The sequence below is a fragment of the Nocardiopsis dassonvillei genome (genome assembly GCF_964273065.1).
In the GTDB taxonomy this organism is placed as follows: Bacteria; Actinomycetota; Actinomycetes; order Streptosporangiales; family Streptosporangiaceae; genus Nocardiopsis; species Nocardiopsis dassonvillei_B.
In genome coordinates, this window is record NZ_OZ186815.1 from 3,363,115 (window position 1) to 3,383,596 (window position 20,482).

Genomic DNA, 20,482 nt, shown 5'->3' on the forward strand with positions numbered 1-20,482 from the left:
TTCCGCACTCGCACGCGGCGCTAGCGCCTGGCACGCTCCAGCGCCTGCCAGAACCCTTGGCGCAGCCCGTCCCGAACCTCGTCGAGCAACAGGTGGTCGATCGGCAGCGAGGACCCCTGGAGCAGACGCGCCTCCAGGTCGGAGGGCATCCGGGGCCTGCGGGCGAGGACGGCCTCGACCCACAGGGCGGGGGCTTCGCGCGCGATCGACTCCGCGAAGTCGTTCCCTTCTCTGCGCGCGACATGCACCGCTTCGTCAACGGTATGCGCGACGGCGGGAGTCTGCTGGGGATATCCGGGACCGGGCCGGGATTCGCGGTATCCGGACGTCCCGAACCCGGTCTCATGGGCGGGACCAGTCGGCGGTGCGCCCCCGTAGGGGCCCACCCCGCCTTGGTAGGCGGCGTCAGTTGCCGTACTGGTCCCATAGGTAGGGTTTGCGTCGTTGGCACCCCCGTACCCGGGTTCGTTCCCTCCGGGGAACCTCGGGTCCTGTGGCTGCCCCGATCTGGGTGGCGCGTGTCCCGGGCGTCCGTCCTCGGCGAAGGAGCGCTGGGGCCCCGTGCCGTTGGCGAACGACCGCTGCGGTCCGGTGCCCGCCGCGAAGGACTGCTGCGGCCCGGTCCCCGGCGCGAACGACTGCTGCGGCCCGGTCATCGGCTGCTGCGCCTGTCTGCCGGGCATGGGGTACCCGCCCTGGTCGCCGTAGCCGCCCTGCTCGCCGCGGAGCGACGGGTGGCTCCCGGTGGACGGGTAGCCGCCGTTCTGCGACGGGTACCCGCCGCTGCCGGCGGACGGCTGGCCGCCCGAGGGGAAGCCGTTGGCGTCGATGGCGCCGCGGCTCTCGCCGCCCGACCCGGCGAGGTGGTCGCCGCCGCCGCGCTGCTGGGCCAGGCTGCGGCGCATGGCGCGCAGCTGCTCCATGGCGGTGCCCTGGGCGACCGGCTGACCGCCGGTCCCGGCGAACATCGCCTCCAGGCCGCCGGTGGAGGTGTCGACCGGCTCCACCCGGGAGGCCCCGGGCTGGGCGGGGGCGACGGGGCGGCGCGGGGTCTCGGGGGCTGAGCGGCCCCGGCCGTTGGCGAACGGGGTGGTGGTCTTCGCCGCGGTCTCCTGGGGGGCGGAGCCGCCCGAGAGCAGGCTGACGTGCGGGCGCAGGTGCCCGGCGCCGATCTCGATGAGGTCGTCGCACTCCCGGCGCAGCGCGCGGGAGATGGTCCAGTTCCCCTCGACCGAGACGTGGACGACGGTGACGCGCACACCCATGTCCTGGACCTCGGCGACCACCGGGGCCATGTCCTCGTCCCCGCTGACCAGGACCACGTCGCACAGGGCGCCGGTCCGGGCCAGGGTGGTGAGGTCGCGCTGGACGTAGCTCTCCACGCCCTCCCGGCGGCCCGGTCTGATCCTCGCGGCGCGGAACTTGACGCCGGGGATGTCGGCGATGCCCTCCTGCTCCTGGGTGCGGCGGTCGTCGGAGACGGCCTCGTACCAGTAGCAGCGCAGCAAGGGCAGGCCGGTGCGGTCGCGTGCGACCTCGTTGAGGAACTGCACGAGACCGGAGTAGTCCCAGGAGACGGAGTCCCGGTTGCGGGTTCCGTGCACGGCCATCGCGCCGTCCGCGAGAAGGTATCCCGCGTCGACGAACAACGCGCAACGGTCCACGACATCGCCCCCTTCCCTGTTGACTCTGGGGCCATATCCATGACCGGGGCACAGCCTAGCCAAGTCTGTGTGGTTTTGCGTGACCCTTGCGAACACGGACAGTCACGGTTCGGAGAACCGAGCGTGGTGGAGTCGACGGCTGGGCGCCCGGGGCACCCCTGCGCGGTGCCCCGTTCCCTTGGCCGGAAGGGGGTTCAGGTCCGCATCGGGGCCACCAGTGCGACCACTCCGGCCAGGACCGCATCCTGTTCGGTCAGGATTCGGATGTCCGTTTCCCTGCCCAGTACGGGTGCGAATCGAACGACGTCGGTACCGAAGGCCATCGGGTCCCCCACCGCCCCCCGCGCCGACCCGGCGAACACGTTGTCGGCCGTCCCGTGGCCGCCCACCGGAGCCGCCACCGCGCCGCCCACCGTCACCCGGTCGCCGCCCAGGTCGGCGTCGCCCTCCCAGGCCACCACGTCCACCTGTGCGGGCACCGTCGCGGGCAGCAGCCCCGACACCGGGAAGCGCAGCCCCGACGCGTCGTGGAACACCGCCCTGGTCTCGTCCAGGACCATCGCCTGGTTGTAGGAGCCGATCGACGGGTCCTCCAGCACCACCACCAGGCTCCACCCCGCGTACAGGGCGCGCCCCTCCATGGCCGGGACGTCCCCGACCCACCACTGCCCGCCGCCCTGGGCCCGCACCAGGCCGGTGACCTCGGCGAACGCCTGGTAGGCGGGGAAGCCCGGCAGCTCCGCCGAGCGCACGTCGGTGGCGGTGACCGTGTGGTACACGTCCTCCGCCGGACCCTTGACCCGCGCGGTGTGCGCCCCGTGGGAGCCCGCCGCCGAGAAGTACAGGCCCGCCCAGCGCACCCGGCCGCCCTCCGGCAGGGTCCAGACGGCGGAACTGGAGGAGGTGGTGGTCGGGTTCCAGTCGTCGTCGCGCGGGGCCATCACCCAGTTGTCGTTGTCCCGGGTGTCGCCCTGCCGATCGCGCGCCTGGGCGCAGGGGCCGTCCGGAAGGGGTTCCCCCGGCTCCGGGGTCGGTTCCGGGGCGTAGCCCCGCGGCGCCTCCCCGCCGGGTTCCGTGACCTCATCGTCACCCGGATCGGCCTCGGGGGCCGACGGGGCCACCTCCGGCACGGAAGGAGCACCGGCCCCTTCTTCCCCGGAGGCCTCCGGAGCTCCGGGCAGAACGCCGTCCGCGCCGGGGTCGGGCAGGCCGGGGGCCGCCGGGTCCGGGTCGCGGGGCGCACGGGCCAGGTCGGCCTCCTCCTCCGGGACGCCCGGCGAGGGCTCGGGCTCCGGGGCGGGCCCGACGGCACCCGGGCGCCCCCACCACGGCCAGGGCCACCTGTCCTCCGGCTCGGTGCAGGTCATCAGGGAGTTGCCGACGGTCTCCACCGTCACCCGGCCCGCCGTGGCGTACCGGGCGGGCACCCCCTCGGCGCTGACCCCCCGCTCTCCGGTGACGGCCGTGCTCACCGGGCCCGACGACACCGTCGCCGAGGCGGGGACGTCGAGCCGGGCGTCCGGGGACACGACCACGTCGAAGAAGTAGGTGCTGTTCTCGCCCGCACCCATGGCCGGGCGCGCGCACTCCCCGCCGCCCGAGCCCGCCGCGCAGCTCCAGTCGCCCTCGCCGTCGGCCATGCGCACCGCGTTGCCCGCTCCGCCGGAGGAGGCCATGTCCACCCCGGGGGGCAGCGTGATCCTGGCGATGACCTCGGCGATCGTGGGAGCCCCCAGGTTCCGCACGTCCAGGACCATGATCCCGGAGCCGCCCGGGACCAGCGCGCCCACCGGGTCGATGCCCACGGCGAACAGCGGCTCGGGCGCGTTCTCCGCCGGAACCTCCTCGTCCGGGATGTCCGCGGGCGGCACCGTGGCCGGAAAGGGGGCGGACGGGGCGGACGGGGACCGCGGGTCCGACGGGGACCGCGGGTCCGACGCCGGGGGGTCGTCGGCCGGGGCGCCCGGCACCGGGGCCGCCCCGGGCGGGGAGTCCGGCCCGGCCCCGGGAGCGGGCGGCTGCACCGGCGGAACCTGTGCCGGGGCCGCCTCGCTCGCGGGGGGCGGCGCCTGCCCGCCGACCAGTGCCAGGGCGACCGCGACGGCCACCCCTGCCGCGGCGACGCCGCCCGCCGTGACCTGTTGCTGGCGGCGCGACATCCGGCTCCACCAGGCGCCCGTGGCCGCACCGCCGGGGGTGAGGGTCAGGTAGCCGCCGGCTCCGACACCGACCACCAGCGGCAGGACCACCCCGCGCAGGCCGACGTTGACGTCCATCAGCTCCGCGTACACCTCGCGGCAGTCCGCGCAGTCGTCCAGGTGCCTGTCGACCTTGGCGGTGTCCCGCTTGGACAGGCCGCCCCGGACGTAGCCGCCGAGCAGGCCCACCGTGGGTCGGCAGGCGTCGGCGACGGCGCCGCCCGCCAGGTGCATCTGGAGGTAGGCCTGGCGCAGGCCCTCGCGGGCCCGGTAGGCCAGGGCCGCGACGCCGTTCGGGTTCAGGCCCAGGATCGCGGCGGCCTCCGAGGGCTTGGCGCCCTCGATCTCGGTGTGCCACAGCACCGCCTGCCAGCGCTCGGGCAGGGAGAGGAAGGCGCGGGCGATCAGCGAGCGCTCCAGGCCCTCCAGGGCGGGGTCGACGAAGGGGACGCCGGGGTCCAGGCTCTCCATGTCGTCGGTGACGACCTGGCGCTTCTCCCCGCGCCCGCGGTCATAGGCGGCGTTGCGGACCGCGGTCAGCAGGTAGGGCCGGAAGGAGTCGGTGGGGCCCTTGCCTCGCTGGATGACGCTGAGGACCCGGGTGAACGCCTCGGCGACCGCGTCCTCCACCTCGGCGTCGCCGCGCAGCAGCTGACGGGCCAGGCCGCGGGCGCTGGCGGCGTGGCGCTCATAGAGGACGGCGTAGGCGGAGGTCTCCCCATCCCGGACACGACGAATGTACTCGGAGTCACCCGTCAGTACCCCAGTGTGGTCAACCTCGGCGTCGGACACCCGAACGTCCCTTTCTCGCGAGTGTGGGGGCCGGTGGGGGAAGGGCTCCCGACCGGCGGAGGGAGCACGTCAAAGAAATATCCCGTATCCGCGTCATGGCCGCCACCGATCTCCGTAATCAGGGTGAGGGCGCACGGGAGGGCCTGTTGCGGGGGCACGGGCCCGCCCGGGCGCCGGAGGGGAGGAAGCATGACGGAAACGGGCACCGTGGCGGTTCGCGGGCTGCGCGCCTCCTGGGGGCGCAGGAGCCGGGATACCGGCTGGACGTCGCCGGACGGCTGGTGGACGCCGGCCGTCGACCTGGTGTGCTCGGCGTTCCTCACCGGCGGGGACCTGCCGGGGGCGTGCGCGCGGCTGGGCCAGGCCCGGGCGCGTGCGGGGCTGGGGGTCGGCGAGAGCCTGACCGACCTGGCGGCGTTCACCGAGGTCGCGGGCTGGTGCGACCCTCCCCTGGAGCTGGTCCGGGCGCTGGCCGAGGGCTGGGCGGAGGCCGGTCGGGACCACGAGACGTGCCTGGACCCGCTCACCGGGCTGGGCACGACCGGGTATCTGCGGACCCGGCTGGGAGAGCTGTACCGGAACGCGGACGGGGTGGGTCACCGGCTGGTCGTGGTGCTGCTCGACCCGGAACTGGACCCGTGGCGGCGGGCGGCGCGCATGATCGTGCTCGCGTACGAGCTGACCCGGTTCTTCGACCGCGGGGAATCCGTCTGCGTCCTGGGGCGGGGTCGGATCGCCGTGCTCGCGCCGGAGGGCCCCGGCCTGGGCGGGGAACTGGACCGGCTGCGCGGCGGACCGGGCTGGGAGCACGGGGCGGCGGTGTGGGAGATGGCACTGCCCTCCACCCACCAGGCGGCGCTGGCGCTGATCGACCGGTTGGGGGGCCGGTCGCCGTGACCACATGAACGCCGCCCGGCGCTGCGCGGCCCGCCTTGAGGGGGGCTGGGCCCGGCGCCGGGCGGCAGGGCCGACCGGGATCCGCTGAGGGGACGGACCCGGTCGGCCCCGCCGGACGACGGCGGCGGACCTTCTGGCCCCGAGGGGCGGTCCGCGCGGTCCGGCGGAAGGGGGCGCCGTCAGGGCGCCCCGGGAGGCGCGTCCGCTGGGGAGGTGGGCGCGCCTCCTTCATCCCGTGAACCGATGAGGGGATGTCATCCGGGGTTGACCCGACCCCGGGTGGCGGCGAAGACGGCCCGCTTCCAGACCGAGGTGGGGACGGGTTTGACGGAGGCGAGGCGCTGCTCGTACCCGCCGGGCGCGGCGTACACGGAGGTGAAGGAGTCCGGTCCGCGCCCGGAGAGGAAGGCGGAGGCGGCGTCCCCCGAACCGAGGTAGGCGGCCGCGCCGGGGGACGGGGAGGTCGACGCCCCGCGCTCGGAGACCAGTCCGGCGTCCCGGGCGCCCCGGGGGGCGCCGCCCCCGGACACCTGGCGGTACCCCTCCGCGGCAGGGGCGGCCGGGGTCGCGCCCGTCCCGGCGGATCCGGCCGGGCCGAAGTACCCGCCGCGGTCCTCCGCCCGGCCGTGGGGTTCCGACACCCCCTCCGCCACAGGAACGCCCGTCCCGGCGGCGGGGGCCCCGAATCCGCCGGAGGCCCCGCGGGCGGGGTCGTAGGAGGCGATGGCCCCGGCGTCCAGGAAGACGGTCTCCCCTGCCGGGTCGTCCACGGGCGGTGGTGCCGGGGTCTCCGACCCGGTGTTCCGGAGCCCCGGAGTCCCGGGGTCCGGCATGGCGGAAGCCGCCGCGAGCGCCTCCGCACCGGCGGCGGGGGCGTCGGAGGACGCCTGCCCGGTGCCGGGGGCGGGCGCCCCGGGCCCGCCGGAGGCCCCGCGGGCGGGGTCGTAGGAGGCGATGGCCCCGGCGTCCAGGAAGACGGTCTCCCCTGCCGGGTCCCCCTCGGGGGCTCGGTCCGGAGACGGCTCCCGCGCCTCGCCGCGGGGTTCCGCCCCGGCCTCGGCGGGCGCGGGGGCCGGAGCGGCCGCCTCCGGCCCGAACAGCGACGCCCCGCGGTACAGCAGGGAGTCCTCGCGCCCGGGTCCGGTCCCGGGGTCTGCGGCGGGTGGTTCGGGCCGCGCCGCCTCGGGCCCGGCGGTGTGCTCCTCTTCCTCCTTCTTCTCGGCACGGGCGCGCCGGTCTGCGCCCATGATGAGGAAGACGGCCGTCTCCTCGGCGTCCGGGTCGGCGAGGTCCTCTTCTATCCAAGGGCTGACGAGGCCGGTGACGGCGGGCCGCGGCGGGCCGACCACGCGCGGGGCGCGGGTCCGGCCCTGGTCCGCGGTCGGTTCCGGGCGGTGGTGCTCCGGGGCCGGCGGGGTGGCGGGGGGCGCGGCCGCGGCCTGGGGGTCCGGCAGGTCGTACCGGGGTTCCGGGGTCCGCGGAGGAGCCTCGGGCCGGGGCATGGGGGTACCGCTGAGGAAGGCCTCGGCGACCGAGTCCTGGGCGAAGGTGTGCGGCTGCCGGGGCCCGGACTGCTCGGCGTCGGGTGCCGCCGCGTACGGGGTGGCCGGGATCTCGTGCCAGGGCTGGGGATCCCGCTCGTGGGGCTGCCGCCCGGGCGCGAACCCCGGGTGCTCGGGCGCACCGGGAGCGGTGGACGGTCCGGGCCGTCCGGCGGAGGGTGCGCCACCGCCCGGGTGGGGGGTGCCGTGCGGCGGCTGCCCGCCCGAGGGTGCGCTGTGGGCGCCCCTGTGCTCGTACCGGGGGCCGGGGTGCGCGGACGTTCCACCTTCGGCCGGATACGGGTGGCCCGGTCCGGCGGCGGGCGGGTTCCCCCGGCCCTGCTGCGGCCCGGACGGCCCGGCCTGGTCCGACCGGCCCGACCGGCCGCCGGAGGGTTCGGCCCACCCCGGCTGTGCTCCCGAAGGCACGCCCGGGGCGGCGCCCTGTCCGGTGTGCGCGCCGGAGGGGCTCCCCCACCCGGGCTGACCGCCGGAGGGCGGGTTCGGGTTCGGCCCGTCGGACGCAGGGGACCATCCCGGATGCGCGCCCGACGGGGTGTTCGGGCCCGGACGGCCGGGAGCGGGAGCCCGCTCGGACCGGCCCGCGGAGGGCTGTGCGCCCGTCCCGTACCGCGCGTCGGGAGAGGCGTGCCCGCCCGTCCCGGAGGACGCGGGAGGGTACGGTCGGCCCGGCGCGCCCGGATCCGCGGAGTGCCGCCCGCCGGATGGGGCCGCCCACCCGGGCTGGGCCCCCGAGGGCGCGCCCGGCGCGTGCCGCCCGCCTGAAGGCGCGCCCCACCCGGGTCGGTCGTCCGAGGTCGTGCCCCGTGCGGTCCTCGCACCGGAGGGGTCCTCCCACGCCGGCCGCGCACCCTGACCGGAGTGCGCGCCGGAGTGTTCGCCCCGGCCGGTCCGCTCCCCGGGGGGAGCCCCCGGGGCGGCGCCCTGTGGAGGCCGCCCGCCGGACGGCGCACCCCGGCCCGGCTGCGCGCCGGAGGGCGGATTCGGGGCGGTGCCGTGACCGTACCGCCCACCGGAAGCCGGACCCGGGTTCGAGGTGTCCGACGCGGGGAACCACCCGAGCCGCTCACCACCGGGCTCACCCGGGGCGGTGCCGTGACCGGACCGCCCACCGGAGGGATCGGCCCATCCCGGCTGCCCGCCGGACGGCGCACCCCGGCCCGGCTGCGCGCCGGAGGGCGGATTCGGGGCGGTGCCGTGACCGTACCGCCCACCGGAAGCCGGACCCGGGTTCGAGGTGTCCGACATGGGGAACCACCCCGGCCGCCCGCCCGAGGGCGACCCGGGGGCCGCACCCTGACCGGCGTGCGCACCGGACGGTTCTCCCCAGCCGGGCTGCCCGCCGGACGGCGGGTTCAGGTCCGGGTGGCGGTGGCCGGGGCCGCTCTGCCGATACGGGTGTCCGGGGTCGGCGGCGGGCCGACCGCCGGAGGGCGCGCCCCACCCCGGCTGCGCACCGGACGGCGCGTCCGCTTCCGGCCAGGCGTACGCCGGGGGCGGGATGTCGGCCCCGTGGACGTACTCCTCCCCCTCCGCCGGTTCCGGGTTCTGCTCGTGACGGTTCATCGTCCGCTCCCCGTGCTCGGGCCGCCGTCGATCGCTCGGTCCAGGGCCGCCACCGCCACCGCCTGCACCAGTCGGTGCGTGCTCTCCGCGATCCGGCGCGGCAGTACCGCCGCCCCCTGCGCCAGGTGGCGGTCGTGCGGCAGGGCGATCACCTCCGCCCCGCTCTCGGCGATGATCCGCGCCGTGCGCGCCACATCCAGGCCGCGGTCCTCGCCGCGCTCCTGGTCGAAGACCACCACCACGGTCCGCCCCGCCTCCTGCGCGCGCCCCTCGGCGGCCATCACGTCCAGTTCACGGCCGACCCGCCGCACCGCGTCCCGGGTCGCCCGCACCACCCGCACCCGGGCGTGCGCGCCCCGGGCGACCGTCTCCAGAAAGCCCCCGCCGTACTCCCCCGCCACCAGGGTCACGCCGAAGAACCGGGACACCGGCAGCAGTCCCGACGTGTACGCGCCCGAGTAGGCCGGGTCGGTGCGCGCCGTCCACAGCCGCTCGGTGACCTCCCCCAGCCCCTCGCACGCCGTCTCGAACGCCGCCGCGTCCGCCTGCGCCAGGTCCCCCGGCTCGGTGGCGCCCAGCCGGGTGGCCAGCGACGGCTCCCGGCCGGTGGCGTCCACCGCCAGCACCCGGTCGTGCCGGAAGTGCGCCAGCGCCCGGGCCATGAGCGCCGCCACCACCGCGGTGTCGGCGCCCGTCCCCAGGTCGTCGACGGCGATCCGCCGCCCGGTGGCGGTGGACCGCTGCAGCGCCGCCCCCAGCGCGATGGCGCGGGCCACCTCGTCCACCGGCCGGAACGGCCGCAGCACGGCCCGCCCCATCCGGCGCGCCCACCGGTCGCCGGAGACCGGCGCGTCCTGCTCCACCTGTCGGGTGTTCATCGGTCCCCCGCTCAGAACGTGCCGAGGAGGCGCTGGTAGGTGCCGAACGCGCCGATGGCCAACGGCACCAGCGCCACGACGGCGACCGCCTCGAACCTGCTGGTGACCCCGCGCAGCCGGGCCCGTACGTGTTCCGGCTGCTCCACGGACAGCACCACCGCCGGGATGGCGGCGACCGCCACGGCGATGCCCAGCGCCGGCCACACCCCCCACCCGTACGCCTGGGTCCAGGAGAACAGGAACGCCGCCAGCACCACGAGCGCGGCCGCGGTGAGCGCCGCCTTCTGCGCGATCAGCGGGAACAGCCGGGCCCGGCTGGCCACCACGATGGCCAGCACCGCGGACAGCCCGGCCGTCCACGGGTCGAACCGGGTGGCCAGCCCGATGCCCGCGGTGGCGGTCGCCACGGCCACCGCGAGGGTGGCGATGACGAGGCTGCGGTGCGCGCCCGCCACGGAGGCGAGCACGTCGCCGCGGGCGACGGAGTCGCCGGAGCTGCGCCTGTCGTCGAGCACGGCCAGCCCGGAGAACATCAGGGCCAGCCGCAGGAGCATGCTGAGCAGCACCACGCACGCCACCGTCATGACGGCGGCGACCTGGTACGCGGGCAGTCCCAGCGCGGCGGCGGCCGACCAGACGACGGCCAGGGCCAGCCCGGTCCCGCCGCCGGTGAGCCCGCCCCGGCCCAGGCCGGAGGTGAGGCCGAGCAGCAGGACGAGCACGGCGAGCAGGGCGGCCAGCCCGCCCCAGCGCGCCCATTCGGGCCACCCGAACAGCTCGCAGGCCAGCCACAGGGTGAGCCCGCCGACGGCGGTCCCCGCGATGGACAGCGCGGTGCCCAGGGGTTCGCGCCAGGTGGGGCCGAGGACGGCCCCGGCCACCATGAGCAGGGCGGCGGCCACGGCCAGACCGATCATGCCCCCGGTGGAGGGCGCGTACAGGTGCGCCGTCCAGGCGCCGGTGAGGGCGAGGGCGACGAGCGATCCGGTGGCGGTCCAGCGGGCGGCCTCGGGGTTCCAGCGTCCGCTGTGGTCGTCGATGGCCTTGGACACGGCCTCGGGGACCTCGTGGACGACCGGTGCGGGCACCGGCTCCTCGGCCCGGACCAGGCGCAGCACGGCGCCGTCGGCGATCTGCCGGTCGGCGAGGGTGGAGTCGCCGTCCAGGACGGTCCCGGACGCGGTGACCAGGTGGCGCAGGCGCGCCGGATTCTCGACGGGGTCACCGAGGAGTTGGAGCACCTCCGGCATGAGCGCGCCCACGGGCTCCCCCGCGGGCAGGACCGCGTCGACCCTGCGCTCCTCGCCGACGAGCGTCACGCGGCTCCAAGCGGTCATTGCCTTCCCATCCTGCTGTTCGCTGTGTCGTTCGCTGTGCCGGTCCCGGGCGGGGACGGGCGGGGTGTCAGGCGGGCACGTCGGTGACGGCGACGCGTTCGACGTAGCCGTTGCCGATGAGCCAGCGGAGGGTGGGCACGGGCGGTACCTCGCCGAACCCGGCCGTGTCGAGGGTGAACCGCACGCCGCCGCCGGGCGAGCCGCCCTCGGCGGGCGCGGTGGTGGCGGTCACCTGGAAGGGGTGGATGACCCGGTACCGGTGGTAGAGGGGGTCGCCCTCGGCGTCGGTGCGCGCGTACTCGGGCAGTCCGCGCTCGGCGAAGGGGGTGCCGTCGGGGTACAGGCGGCGGCCGCTCTCCTGGCCGAAGGCGTCCACCACGTCCCCGGGTTCCAGGGTGTGCAGGTAGGAGCCGCCGCTGCGCTGTTCGAGGTTCTCGCGGACCTCGGTGACGAGCTCGGCGGTGGCCTCGGCGATCTCGGCCTCCTCGGCCGTGCCGAGGCGCCGGGGGTCGGCCTCGGTGGTGGCGAGTTCGCGGTGGAGCCAGCGCGCGGCCTCGTCCTCGGTGCTGAACTCGGGTCCGGGCCGGCCCTGGTCGTAGTCCATGACGGACACCGACATGTAGCCCTCCTCGTCCTCGGTGACGAGGTAGTAGCCGTCGACGGTGCCGGGTTCGGGCCGCGGGTCCCCGGGGAGCACGTAGAGGCTCCCGGGGACCCCGGCCGCGTCGAGTTCCGCGCGCAGGTCGTCGAAGCCGACTTCGGCTCCGACCCAGGTCCCGGGGGTGGACGGGAGCGCCCGGTCGGCGGGACCGGACGCGGCCTGCTCCCGCTCGATGCGCTGGGTACCGAGCTGGTGGCTGACGAACGACCAGCCGACCGTGGCGCCGCAGACGACCGCGGCGAGGCAGGCGCTGATCAACACCTTGGTGATGTTCTCGTCGAGGCGGCGCCGGGTGCGCTGCCCACCGAAGAGCACCGCTTCGCGGAGCCGCTGTCGGCGTACGGCGACGGACTCCAGCAGCTGGCTGTCGTAGTCGCGTGCCACCCGTGCTCCTCGTCGCTTCTCGTTCCCGTCCGGTGTCCCGCGCGGGGGGTCGGATGTGGTGTCAGATGTTCTGGACCGCGGAGTTGGCGCGGCTCAGGGTCTCCTGTGCGGTGGAGTCGTTGGTCTCGAGGGTGTCGCGGACGAGCCGGATGATCTCCCGGACCTCGTTGGCCGCGTTGTGCCACTTGAGCTCCTTGGCGCTGTACTCCTCGGAGACTCCGGTGGCCTCGAACTCGGCCATGGCGGCGCTGACGTCGGTGTCGCGCTCGCCGATGATGGCCTCGAGCCGGTTCATGATGGTGTTGATGTTGCCCTGGGCCTCCTGGGAGGCCCCGAGGTCGTAAGCGTTCTTCATCTGGAAACTCCTCGGGGGTTCGGGGGCCGGGGGGTCAGCGGAACTTGGCGGCGTCGAAGTTGGCCGCGCCCATGTTCGCGTTCGCGTCGTCGGCCATGGTGTCCGCGCCGCTGACGAACGCGGTGTTCATGCCCTCCTGGCCGACCTGGATGGAGCCGAGCCCGGCCCGCAGGTCGGCGGTGATCCCGTCGGCCCGCACCTTGAAGGAGTCGAACGCGGCCTTGCCGGCGCCGTCGAACTTGCCGACGAGCGGCTCGGCCGCCTGAACGAGTTGCTGGATCAGCGAGCTGAGCTCATCGCCCGAGCCCGCCGTGTTCTGCCCCAGGCTGGCCAGCGTGGTGTCGCCGACTTCCCAACGTGACATCCGTTCACCTGTTCTTTCTCGGGGGTCCTCGCGAGACTGTCGCCTCTCGTAGAGGGAGGATGCACACAGCGTGCCGACAGTTCAGAAGAACGACCACAGAGTCGCACAAGGAACCCGATGGCCCCTAGAGGGAGGATCTGCATACTACAAGCGGTCACGGTCCGAGAAATAGGCAAGTCGGCGACCTGTGGACAAAGGGGTGACGGCGGGTGAAGTTCGAGGTCGTGGAGCCCGACGACTGGGACGGCCCCCCGGAGGCCGGGGAGGTGGAGACGGCCGGAGGGCCGCCCGCCCCGGCGGATCAGGGGGACGGCGGACCGGAGGCGCGGGATCCGGGCCGGAGTCGGATCGAGCGGATCGCCGAGCAGGTGAATTCACAGGTCAAAGCGGACATCGCCACGACCCGGGCGGCGCTCGGGAAACTGTGGGCGACGGTCGCCGAAACGAATCCGAGTCATAGTGATTCTCGTCACACCGATCCCGTGAGCGGCGTCGAGCCCCCGCCGGAGTTCCGCCCCTCCGCCTTCTCCCCCGCGCCCAGGCCCCGCGGCGACGGGGGAGGCCCCGGCTGAGCGGCCGCTCCCCCGCCGCCCCGTGCGGGAGGTGCCGCGGCGCGTCCGGACGCCGGGGCGACGGTGACCGCCCGGGCCGCCGCAACGCCCCGACCGGTAATCCGCACCGGCACCCGGGGGACCACCCGGGGGAAGCACGCCGGTGCGGCGCAGGCGCGGGTCCACGCCGGGGGCGGCACCGGCCGCAGCCGTCGGCACGGGTCGCGGACAACGGAGGCAGGCCCATGGAGGAAGACCCCCGGGACGAAGACGAGGAGCAGGGACGGCCGGAGGGGGAGCACCCCCTGCTCCCGCCCGGCCTCGAACCGGCGTTCACCGTGTTCCTGATGACCGCTCTCGTCGGCGCCGGCTCGCCCGTGGCCTATGGGCCCCCGGAAGAGGTGGTTCCGTGCGGTGCCGGGACTGGCACGGCCCCGGGCCGCGACCGGGAGCCCGCGTCGTTCAGCGTCCCGGGAGCCTGTGCGCTGGCGGCCGGTGCGGTCGGCACGGCGCTCGTGGTGCGTCCGGGACATGTGCGACGGCGGGTGGCGCGTGGTCGTTGACGGGCTGCCCGGCGGGATGCGGGTGGGGGACGTACTGTCCGGGACCGTCGTCGGGACGACCCGGTCGCAGTCCTGGGAGGTCGCGCTCGACGGCTTCCCCGACGGGCCACGGGGCGAGATCGGTCTGCTGGACCTGACCTGGGACTTCTCCCGGGAGCGGCCGCGGGCCGAACCCGGGCGCAGGGTCTCCGCCGCCGTGACCGCCGAGGGCCTGCGGGACGGCCGCATCGGCCTGTCCCGCGCCGCCGCCGAGCACCCCGGGCTGTGGGCGTTCCTCGCCTCCCTCTCCCCCGGCGAACCCCTGACGGGCACCATCGCCCTCATCCGGCGTTTCGGGGTGTTCGTGGCCCTGGACGAGGGCCCGCCGCACCCGTCGTTCGCCGGGGTCGGCTTCATCACCGTTCCCGAGCTGTCGTGGTCGCGGTTCCGGGACGCGGAGGAGGTGGTGCGGGTCGGCCAGCGGGTGACCTGTCGTTTCCTCTGCTTCGACACCACGAACGGGGAGGCCCGCCTGTCGCTCCGGGCGGCCTCGCCCGACCCCTTCCAGGCCTTCGCGGACCGGGTGGCCGTCGGAGACCGGCTGCGCGGCGAGGTGGTCGCAGAGGTGCCGTTCGGGGTTTTCGTCCGGGTGGCGCGGGGTGTCGAGGGGCTGCTCCCCGTGCCCGCCGGAGCAGGGCGCTCCGAGCCCGGCGAGGGGGTGGCGGTGGCCGTCGCCGAGGTGGACCGGGGCGCCCGGAGGCTGCTCCTGGCCCCGGCCTGACGACCGGCCGGGGGACGGCGCGCCCGGGAGCGGCGGCGCCGCCGGGGCGGTGGCGGCGGCCTCTCGGGGAAATCCCCGGGATCCTCCGGATGGCGGACCGGGGTCTCCTCGATGGGAGCCTGTGAGGCGCACACTCCCCCTGGAGGCCCCCATGCCGTCGACCACCCGGCGTCCGACCGCGCTGGCTTTCGCCGTCGCCGTCACCGTCGCCCGCTTCCTCCTCATCTCCCTCGCCCTGGCGGTGGCGCCGCTGATCGGCATCACCGGCTGGTACATGGGCCTGTTCGCGAACGCGGTGTGCACCGTGTTCGCGGTGGTGCTCGTGACATGGCTCGGCCTGTGGCGGGCCAGCGGACTGCTCACCCTGTGGCGCTCTCCCAGAGCGGCACTCCTCGTGCTGCCGTTCGCGGCCGAGGCCCTGCTGTGGCTGCTGGCCCCGGGCGGCCTGGTGGAGCGCCCGCCGGGGTTCGGGCTCTGGGCGCTCACCCTCCTGCTGGTGGGGCTCAACGAGGAGCTGGTGAGCCGGGTCGTGGTCCTGCGTACGCTGTCGGGGGCGTTCTCGTCGGTGTGGGCGGTGGTCCTCACCGCCGCCCTGTTCGGGCTCCAGCACCTGTCGCAGTTCGCGGTCACGGACCGTTCCGCCGAGGAGATCCTGTGGAACGTCCTGCTGTCGGCGGTGGTGGGGTTCGCCTACGCCGCTTTCCAGATGCGCTTCTCCTGGCTGTGGCCGCTCGTCCTGTGCCACGCCGGGCACGACTTCACCCGGATCCTGGCGGGGCAGGAGGCCCCGGACTCCTGGTACGCGGTGGTCCACGTGCTCCTGCTCAGCCTCGGGATCCTCCTGCTGGTGGACGAGCGGCGGGCCGGCGGACCGGCTTCCGGGGGCGGGCGGAGCGGGGATTCGGCGTCCTCGCGGGCACGCCCGGAGACGGGTGCGACGCCGGAAGGCGCGCACCCGCGACCGGCCGCACCCCGAGAGCCGGGCGGACCGGCAACGGACCCCGCATGAGCACGCCCCGAGGCCGGGGGCACCGGAAGCCCCAACCCAGCGGGCGACGACACCCCCCGGAGCCGGGCGTACCGGCGACGGACCCCGCATGAGCACGCCCCGAGGCCGGGGGCACCGGAGGGGTATCGGGCCTGCGGCCGACATCCCCGGCGGCCGGGGGACGCGGCCCGGGCGGGCGGCGTCCCCCATGATCGGCCGTGGCTCAGGTGGTGGCCTCGGTACGGGTGGGGCGGGCGTGGCCGAAGGCGGCCCAGATGTGGTGCCCGAGGCCACCCCACGGGCACAGCGGAAGATATCCCCAGGCTGTGGACAACTCCCGGACGAGCAGCAGCCCGCGCTGGCCCTCCGCCCAGTCCCATTCCTCGTCGCTGCGGGCGTCCGGGACCTCCGGGACCGTGCCGCCGCACCCCTCGTCGGTGAAACCGAGGCGCACCCCGCCGCCCTCCTCCGTCCACAGGGTGCGGACGACACGGCCGCCCCGCTCCCCGGAAGCCGTGTACCTGACGGCGTTGGCGAAGAGCTCGCTGCCGCAGAGCACCAGGGTTTCGGTCAGGTCGGAATCGAACCCGGCCAGATCCCTGACCAGGTCGCGGCGCACGGCGGCGAGCCGGGCCAGGTGGCCCTTGTAGACGCGGTGCCGCCACATCCTGCTCGGTGCGCGCTTCACACCCGCACCTCCCGTCGCTCCTGCTGCGCCGGCCACCGGCGGGTGACGGCGGCCGGTTCCCCGAGGTCCTGCGCTCCCCCGGGCACGGGACGGTCGGCGGGGCTGGACGACCGCCGGTGCGCAGGGACCACCGGACGGAAGCGGGACTCGGGGGCCGCCGGGGCGAGGAGGTCTCCGGGAGGCGAGAGCCGGGGTCGCGGAACGGGCGAGCGGCGCGGGGCCGCAGCGGCCGGAGGGGAGGGGCTCACGAACGGGGAGGCCGGAGCGGCGGGCGTGGACCGCCCTGCGGCCGGAGCCCCCGAAGCGGCCGACCCGCTCGGCGCGGTCCACCCGCGCAGGCGGGCGAGGGCCTGCTCCTGGACCCGGGCGAGTTCGCGTTCGACGGCGTCCGCGCAGCTCGGATCCGGGGCGCGACGGGTGACGGCCTGTTCGTGGGCGGTGAAGTAGGGGCGGACGAGCGGGATCTCGTCGGCGGGGAGGATCCGGCTGGGCGGCTCCAGGTGGCGGTGCCTCGATGCGGCGGGGGCGGGGGCTGCGGGCCGCGCGGTGGAAGGCGAACGTCGCGGGAGGCGGGCGGTGGCGGGTCCGGGGTCGGCCGCGTAGCGGCGGACGCGCTTCGACCTGCGACGGAGTGCGAGGAGACCGACGGTCCGGGCATGCCGACCGCGGGGAGAGCGGAACAGCGCTCCGAGCAGCCCGAGGGCAGGCCCGAGAAACGCAGCGCTAAACTGGCGCACGCTGGCAATCCTTTGCGTTAAGGGGTGAGTTGCCGGCCACGGCCTCGGGTGCTCAGTAAGCATCGCGGGGCCTCTATATGCGGTTATGCGGCCAGGTTAGGGCACCGGCCGATCACTGGGCCACTTTTTTCGGTAACGGCTTCGGAGAAGCTCGCGGACTTCGCCGTCTTCGCAGCTCAGTGGCGTTCAGGTGGGATTCCAGCCGGAGAAAAAAAGGTGCGCCCGAAGTGGGGGCTTGGTCCGATTTAAACTCATTTATTAGAAATCGCTCCATGTAAAAGGGGCGGCACCCATCGCAGGAAGTTGCCACCCCCTGAACCCCGCTGCTCGCGCGGATCGGCTCAGGCGTGCTGCTCAACGGTGTCCACCAGGGCCGTCCACTCGGAGGCCGTGAACTCCAGGTGCCCCAACTCCCGGTGCCGGGTGTCACGGACGCCGGTGGTGACGCCTTCGGAGACCTCCACGCACCGGCTGCCGGACTCGCATTGCAGCAGTCCCGGAACCGGCGTCGGGAGAAGGCGATCGACGGCGAGCGACCGCTCCTCCAGGAGAGCCACCTTCTGCTGCCGGACGGGCACCTCGATCCCGAAGGTGTCCTGGCGCCAGGCTCGCAGCAGTTCCCCCTCTGCCTTCAGTGCCCTGTCCAATAGTTCCGCAATGTCACCACTTGGGGAATTCACCCCATTCTCCCAGCGGGATATGGAGGCATCCGTGACGCCCACCGCGCGGGCGAGCGCCCCCTGCGTATAACCGGCCGTCTTCCTGCGGTCGGCGAGAATCTCCGAGGACCCCTTACGCGTCACGCAGGAAATCCACACGAGCTCCACAGGCGTCGTCTTCCGTTCCCGAAAACCCCGAGGGCACTGGCCGCAAGGCGATATCGCAGGTCACGGTGGTCGCGTGGGAAACCTCACGGGACCACTCCCGGCCCATCCGAATTTTCACCGCCTGAGAGGGAACGGCTACTCCTGATGAACGGCATCCATCTCGATGACCTGCTGGCCACCGCGGCGGACGCACCGGACCGCGTCGGCGACGGCACCGTCCGGGGGACCGACCAAGATCGGTGTGTTCGGGCCGTACGCGACGCGTTGCGCCACGCACAGGAGGCCAACGACGCCCACGCCGCCGTGGCGCTGCTGGACCGGATGCTCTGCGAAGCCGAGGAGGCCACTCGATGACCACGACCCCTCCCCGCCCCTCCACTCCCTATGTGGCTCCGCTGTGCGGGGAGTCCCACCTCGACCAGGCCTGCGCCCGCCGGGAGTGCCTGCTGGAGGAGGGGCACACCGGGCCGCACGAGGACGTCAAAGGGCGGACCTGGGAACCACCCGAACGGACCCTCGAACGGCTCAGATCCGCGTGGGGGCGGACCCACCGCATCGCCTGGACGGGCTCGCTGTGGATGGCGACCCACCGGGACCCGGACGCACCCTGGAGAACGGAGGTGGAACCCACCCCGGAGCAGCTGGAGGAGCGCCTGCGCGCGCACTCCACCCCGTGACGGCGACCGTTTTCGAGGCGCCTGTCCACAGGCGGGTGCGGGCGACCGGCGGGAGGGATCGGTCCGGCGGACAATGGGTCCGGGGGGACCAGGCCCGCCCGCACCGGGGAACACGCTCCCCCGACATCGACGCTGACCCGCACCTCCCATCCCCCGACCGCGCCGCCCGGACCCGCCCGGCGGGGTGTCATATGAGACCTCCACCCGCACGCCGGACATCGCCGGGTCGTGGGACCGGCGAGGGGGCCGCCGGCCGGGAACGGAACAGCCCCGGTGCGGTGCAGGCGGCGCCCTGGAGCGTTCTACTCCATGGCACGGCCCTCTGCCTCGGCCCGGAGTTCTTCGTGAAGCCATTCAGGGATATGGTCCGGATCGCGGGGGAATTCCTCCAGGTCGTTGGTGAAACCCCAGGCGGTGGGGAAGGGGATCCGTGGATCCTCGTCATAGTTGTAGTCCGCCTTGAACCTACCAGGGCGCGAAATGACGTAGGTGACGCTGAACCAGGTCCCCTTGCCTTCCTGGTACATTCCAGAGCGCAGCTCATCGAACATCGGGATCACGGATTTCGGGGAGGAAATGCGGTAAGCCTCCCCCTCGCCCGGCTCGACGGTCAGCGAGGCACTGGAGTGGTCCACAACGGACTTCCTCTGGTAAACCAGCCTCTCCCAGCCTTCGGGCGCTTCCCTGAGGATGGCCTGGCCGATTTTTTTGAGCAGCTCGTCCTGGCGCACAGGAGACATGTCCCCCTTTCGGGAACCCTGGCCGACCAACCGACCCTCCTGATTTTCACCGGCGGGGGTTCAGAGTATCCGGCTTCCTCCGCCAGGCCCCTGTCAGGCTTTCGCTCGACCCTGAGCCGATCGGGCGGGAGTCTCCCTGCTGCCGACAGGAGTGACCAGGCTGGTCGTGCCGGCGGCCCGCGAGCACGGCCGACGGACGGGCCTGCCCTCGGGCCACCCGCCCGAGGCCTTGGCACGCCCCGCCCGCGGTGCGCCCGACGCCCCCAGTCGGCTGACAACCGGGCAGAGGGGGCCGCTGCACCGCGTTGCGCAAGGGCGCGGTGCAGCGGTGTCGGTGTTCGCCGTCCACCCCGCCACTGGCGCGGTCGGCTTGGTCAACACGAACAGCCGGACCGTGCTCAAAGAGGGATGTCGCCGTGCCGGGTGCGCTCCAGGATGTGCTTGGGAAAGTACGGGGTGTCCAGGCCGGGGTTGAAATCCGGAACGACCTGGGCGAGGTCGTACGCCATGCACGCCAAGCCCAGAAGGCGCAGCGGCACCGTGCCGTCGCTGTTCTGGGACCGTTCCTCGTCCGAGGTGTAGAAGTCGTGAAACAGGCGAATGCCCTGCTCCATGGCCTCATCGAACTTCTCGGTGTCCTGCTGGACCAACCGGTAGAAGGCGTCCATCACCGGAAAAACGAGCTTGTCCAGGTTCTCGGGTGTGCTGATCGTGGCGTTCTCCGGCTTGGACAGCTCCATCGCCCGGTACAGGTTGTCTCCCAGCGAGGGGCGGTTGAGGATGAAGTCCTGGATCGCCGCGATCCAGGGATAGACATAATCGTCGTACGCCCCGCCCCGCGCCTCGCTCGCCTGCCGCAGGAACTCCGGTGTGACCTGGCACAGGGACGCGACACGCCCCTCATCACGACAGGTCACCGCCAGGAAGAACGCCGTCAGCCAGGTACCCGCATCGCACTCCGGCCCCGGCGGCAGGTGGTGCAGAGTACGCGGCTTCTGGTTGATGACCCGCTCGACGGTCTCCCCCGGCTCCAGCACGCACATCGCGAACGGAGCCTCGGCCACCTGCATCCACGTGGTCCACGCCTCCCAGGTCAACAACTCGGCAGCCTGGGGATCCACCGCCAGGCAGATCCGGGCCTCCAAGGCGATGTTGTCCAAGGCCATACCCGCCATCGACGGAGCCTTCACCAGCCACGAGACCTGCTCCTCGATCTCCTCCGGGAAGCTTTCCATCATCCGCCGGAAATGCGGCATACTCACATCATTTTTAGGGATATCGGACAGCATCCCA

At 74.4% G+C, this 20,482-nt stretch carries 18 protein-coding genes and 1 pseudogene; 6 read left to right on the forward strand and 13 right to left on the reverse strand.

What is annotated here, in order from left to right; all coding sequences use genetic code 11:
* Positions 1-20: 20 nt before the first annotated feature.
* Both ACSUPR_RS14895 and ACSUPR_RS14900 read right to left on the reverse strand, forming a co-directional pair.
* Positions 21-1,664, reverse strand: coding sequence for an NYN domain-containing protein (locus ACSUPR_RS14895; RefSeq protein WP_436885211.1), 1,644 nt, complete (start codon positions 1,662-1,664; stop codon positions 21-23).
* 194 nt (positions 1,665-1,858) lie between these two features.
* A complete protein-coding gene (locus tag ACSUPR_RS14900; protein WP_436885212.1) occupies positions 1,859-4,654 on the reverse strand; it encodes a sigma-70 family RNA polymerase sigma factor in 2,796 nt (931 codons plus the stop codon).
* 189 nt (positions 4,655-4,843) lie between these two features.
* On the opposite strand from ACSUPR_RS14900, the gene ACSUPR_RS14905 reads away from it, so the two are divergent.
* Positions 4,844-5,551, forward strand: coding sequence for a hypothetical protein (locus ACSUPR_RS14905; protein ID WP_436885213.1), 708 nt, complete (start codon positions 4,844-4,846; stop codon positions 5,549-5,551).
* A gap of 254 nt (positions 5,552-5,805) precedes the next feature.
* Here ACSUPR_RS14905 and ACSUPR_RS14910 read toward each other — a convergent pair whose 3' ends face one another.
* The 6 genes from ACSUPR_RS14910 to ACSUPR_RS14935 form a co-directional block, all read right to left on the reverse strand.
* Positions 5,806-7,521: a hypothetical protein gene (locus ACSUPR_RS14910; RefSeq protein ID WP_436885214.1), complete on the reverse strand. Its 1,716-nt coding sequence runs from the start codon at positions 7,519-7,521 to the stop codon at positions 5,806-5,808.
* Between the two features lie 1,154 nt (positions 7,522-8,675).
* Entirely contained in the window at positions 8,676-9,557 is an 882-nt protein-coding gene (locus tag ACSUPR_RS14915; RefSeq protein ID WP_436885215.1) for an ATPase, read from the reverse strand.
* An 11-nt stretch (positions 9,558-9,568) separates the two neighbouring features.
* Positions 9,569-10,894, reverse strand: a complete 1,326-nt coding sequence (gene eccD, locus ACSUPR_RS14920; RefSeq protein ID WP_436885216.1) for a type VII secretion integral membrane protein EccD — start codon at positions 10,892-10,894, stop codon at positions 9,569-9,571.
* Positions 10,895-10,961: 67 nt separating this feature from the next.
* Positions 10,962-11,939: a TNT domain-containing protein gene (locus tag ACSUPR_RS14925; protein ID WP_436885217.1), complete on the reverse strand. Its 978-nt coding sequence runs from the start codon at positions 11,937-11,939 to the stop codon at positions 10,962-10,964.
* Positions 11,940-12,000: 61 nt separating this feature from the next.
* Positions 12,001-12,294 (reverse strand): pore-forming ESAT-6 family protein, encoded by a 294-nt coding sequence (locus ACSUPR_RS14930; protein ID WP_436885218.1) that lies wholly within the window; start codon positions 12,292-12,294, stop codon positions 12,001-12,003.
* Positions 12,295-12,328: 34 nt separating this feature from the next.
* On the reverse strand, positions 12,329-12,658 hold the full coding sequence (locus tag ACSUPR_RS14935; protein ID WP_436885219.1) for a hypothetical protein: 330 nt from the start codon (positions 12,656-12,658) through the stop codon (positions 12,329-12,331).
* A gap of 209 nt (positions 12,659-12,867) precedes the next feature.
* Between ACSUPR_RS14935 and ACSUPR_RS14940 the strand changes: the two genes are divergently transcribed.
* The 3 genes from ACSUPR_RS14940 (at position 12,868) to ACSUPR_RS14950 (ending at position 15,541) form a co-directional block, all read left to right on the forward strand.
* A complete protein-coding gene (locus ACSUPR_RS14940; RefSeq protein ID WP_436885220.1) occupies positions 12,868-13,230 on the forward strand; it encodes a hypothetical protein in 363 nt (120 codons plus the stop codon).
* A 531-nt stretch (positions 13,231-13,761) separates the two neighbouring features.
* Positions 13,762-14,532 carry a S1 RNA-binding domain-containing protein gene (locus ACSUPR_RS14945; RefSeq protein WP_436885221.1) on the forward strand — a complete coding sequence of 257 codons (771 nt, stop codon included), beginning with the start codon at positions 13,762-13,764 and terminating at the stop codon, positions 14,530-14,532.
* Between the two features lie 151 nt (positions 14,533-14,683).
* Positions 14,684-15,541, forward strand: coding sequence for a CPBP family intramembrane glutamic endopeptidase (locus tag ACSUPR_RS14950; protein WP_436885222.1), 858 nt, complete (start codon positions 14,684-14,686; stop codon positions 15,539-15,541).
* A 202-nt stretch (positions 15,542-15,743) separates the two neighbouring features.
* On the opposite strand, the gene ACSUPR_RS14955 is transcribed toward ACSUPR_RS14950, so the two are convergent.
* The 3 genes and pseudogenes from ACSUPR_RS14955 to ACSUPR_RS14965 form a co-directional block, all read right to left on the reverse strand.
* Positions 15,744-16,208, reverse strand: coding sequence for an ATP-binding protein (locus tag ACSUPR_RS14955; protein WP_436885223.1), 465 nt, complete (start codon positions 16,206-16,208; stop codon positions 15,744-15,746).
* A gap of 1,078 nt (positions 16,209-17,286) precedes the next feature.
* Positions 17,287-17,592, reverse strand: coding sequence for a DUF397 domain-containing protein (locus tag ACSUPR_RS14960; RefSeq protein ID WP_436892020.1), 306 nt, complete (start codon positions 17,590-17,592; stop codon positions 17,287-17,289).
* Between the two features lie 15 nt (positions 17,593-17,607).
* Positions 17,608-17,772 (reverse strand): annotated as a pseudogene (locus ACSUPR_RS14965) (helix-turn-helix transcriptional regulator); the annotation flags it as partial.
* Between the two features lie 144 nt (positions 17,773-17,916).
* Between ACSUPR_RS14965 and ACSUPR_RS14970 the strand changes: the two are divergent.
* Positions 17,917-18,126 (forward strand): hypothetical protein, encoded by a 210-nt coding sequence (locus ACSUPR_RS14970; RefSeq protein WP_436885224.1) that lies wholly within the window; start codon positions 17,917-17,919, stop codon positions 18,124-18,126.
* Positions 18,123-18,449, forward strand: coding sequence for a hypothetical protein (locus ACSUPR_RS14975; protein ID WP_436885225.1), 327 nt, complete (start codon positions 18,123-18,125; stop codon positions 18,447-18,449). Before ACSUPR_RS14970 ends, ACSUPR_RS14975 begins: the two co-directional genes overlap by 4 nt.
* 302 nt (positions 18,450-18,751) lie before the next feature.
* On the opposite strand, the gene ACSUPR_RS14980 is transcribed toward ACSUPR_RS14975, so the two are convergent.
* Together ACSUPR_RS14980 and ACSUPR_RS14985 are read right to left on the reverse strand one after the other, a co-directional pair.
* Complete coding sequence (locus tag ACSUPR_RS14980; protein ID WP_436885226.1) at positions 18,752-19,189, reverse strand: hypothetical protein; 438 nt, start codon at positions 19,187-19,189, stop codon at positions 18,752-18,754.
* A 398-nt stretch (positions 19,190-19,587) separates the two neighbouring features.
* Positions 19,588-20,478, reverse strand: a complete 891-nt coding sequence (locus ACSUPR_RS14985) for an immunity 49 family protein (RefSeq protein ID WP_436885227.1) — start codon at positions 20,476-20,478, stop codon at positions 19,588-19,590.
* Positions 20,479-20,482 lie beyond the last annotated feature (4 nt).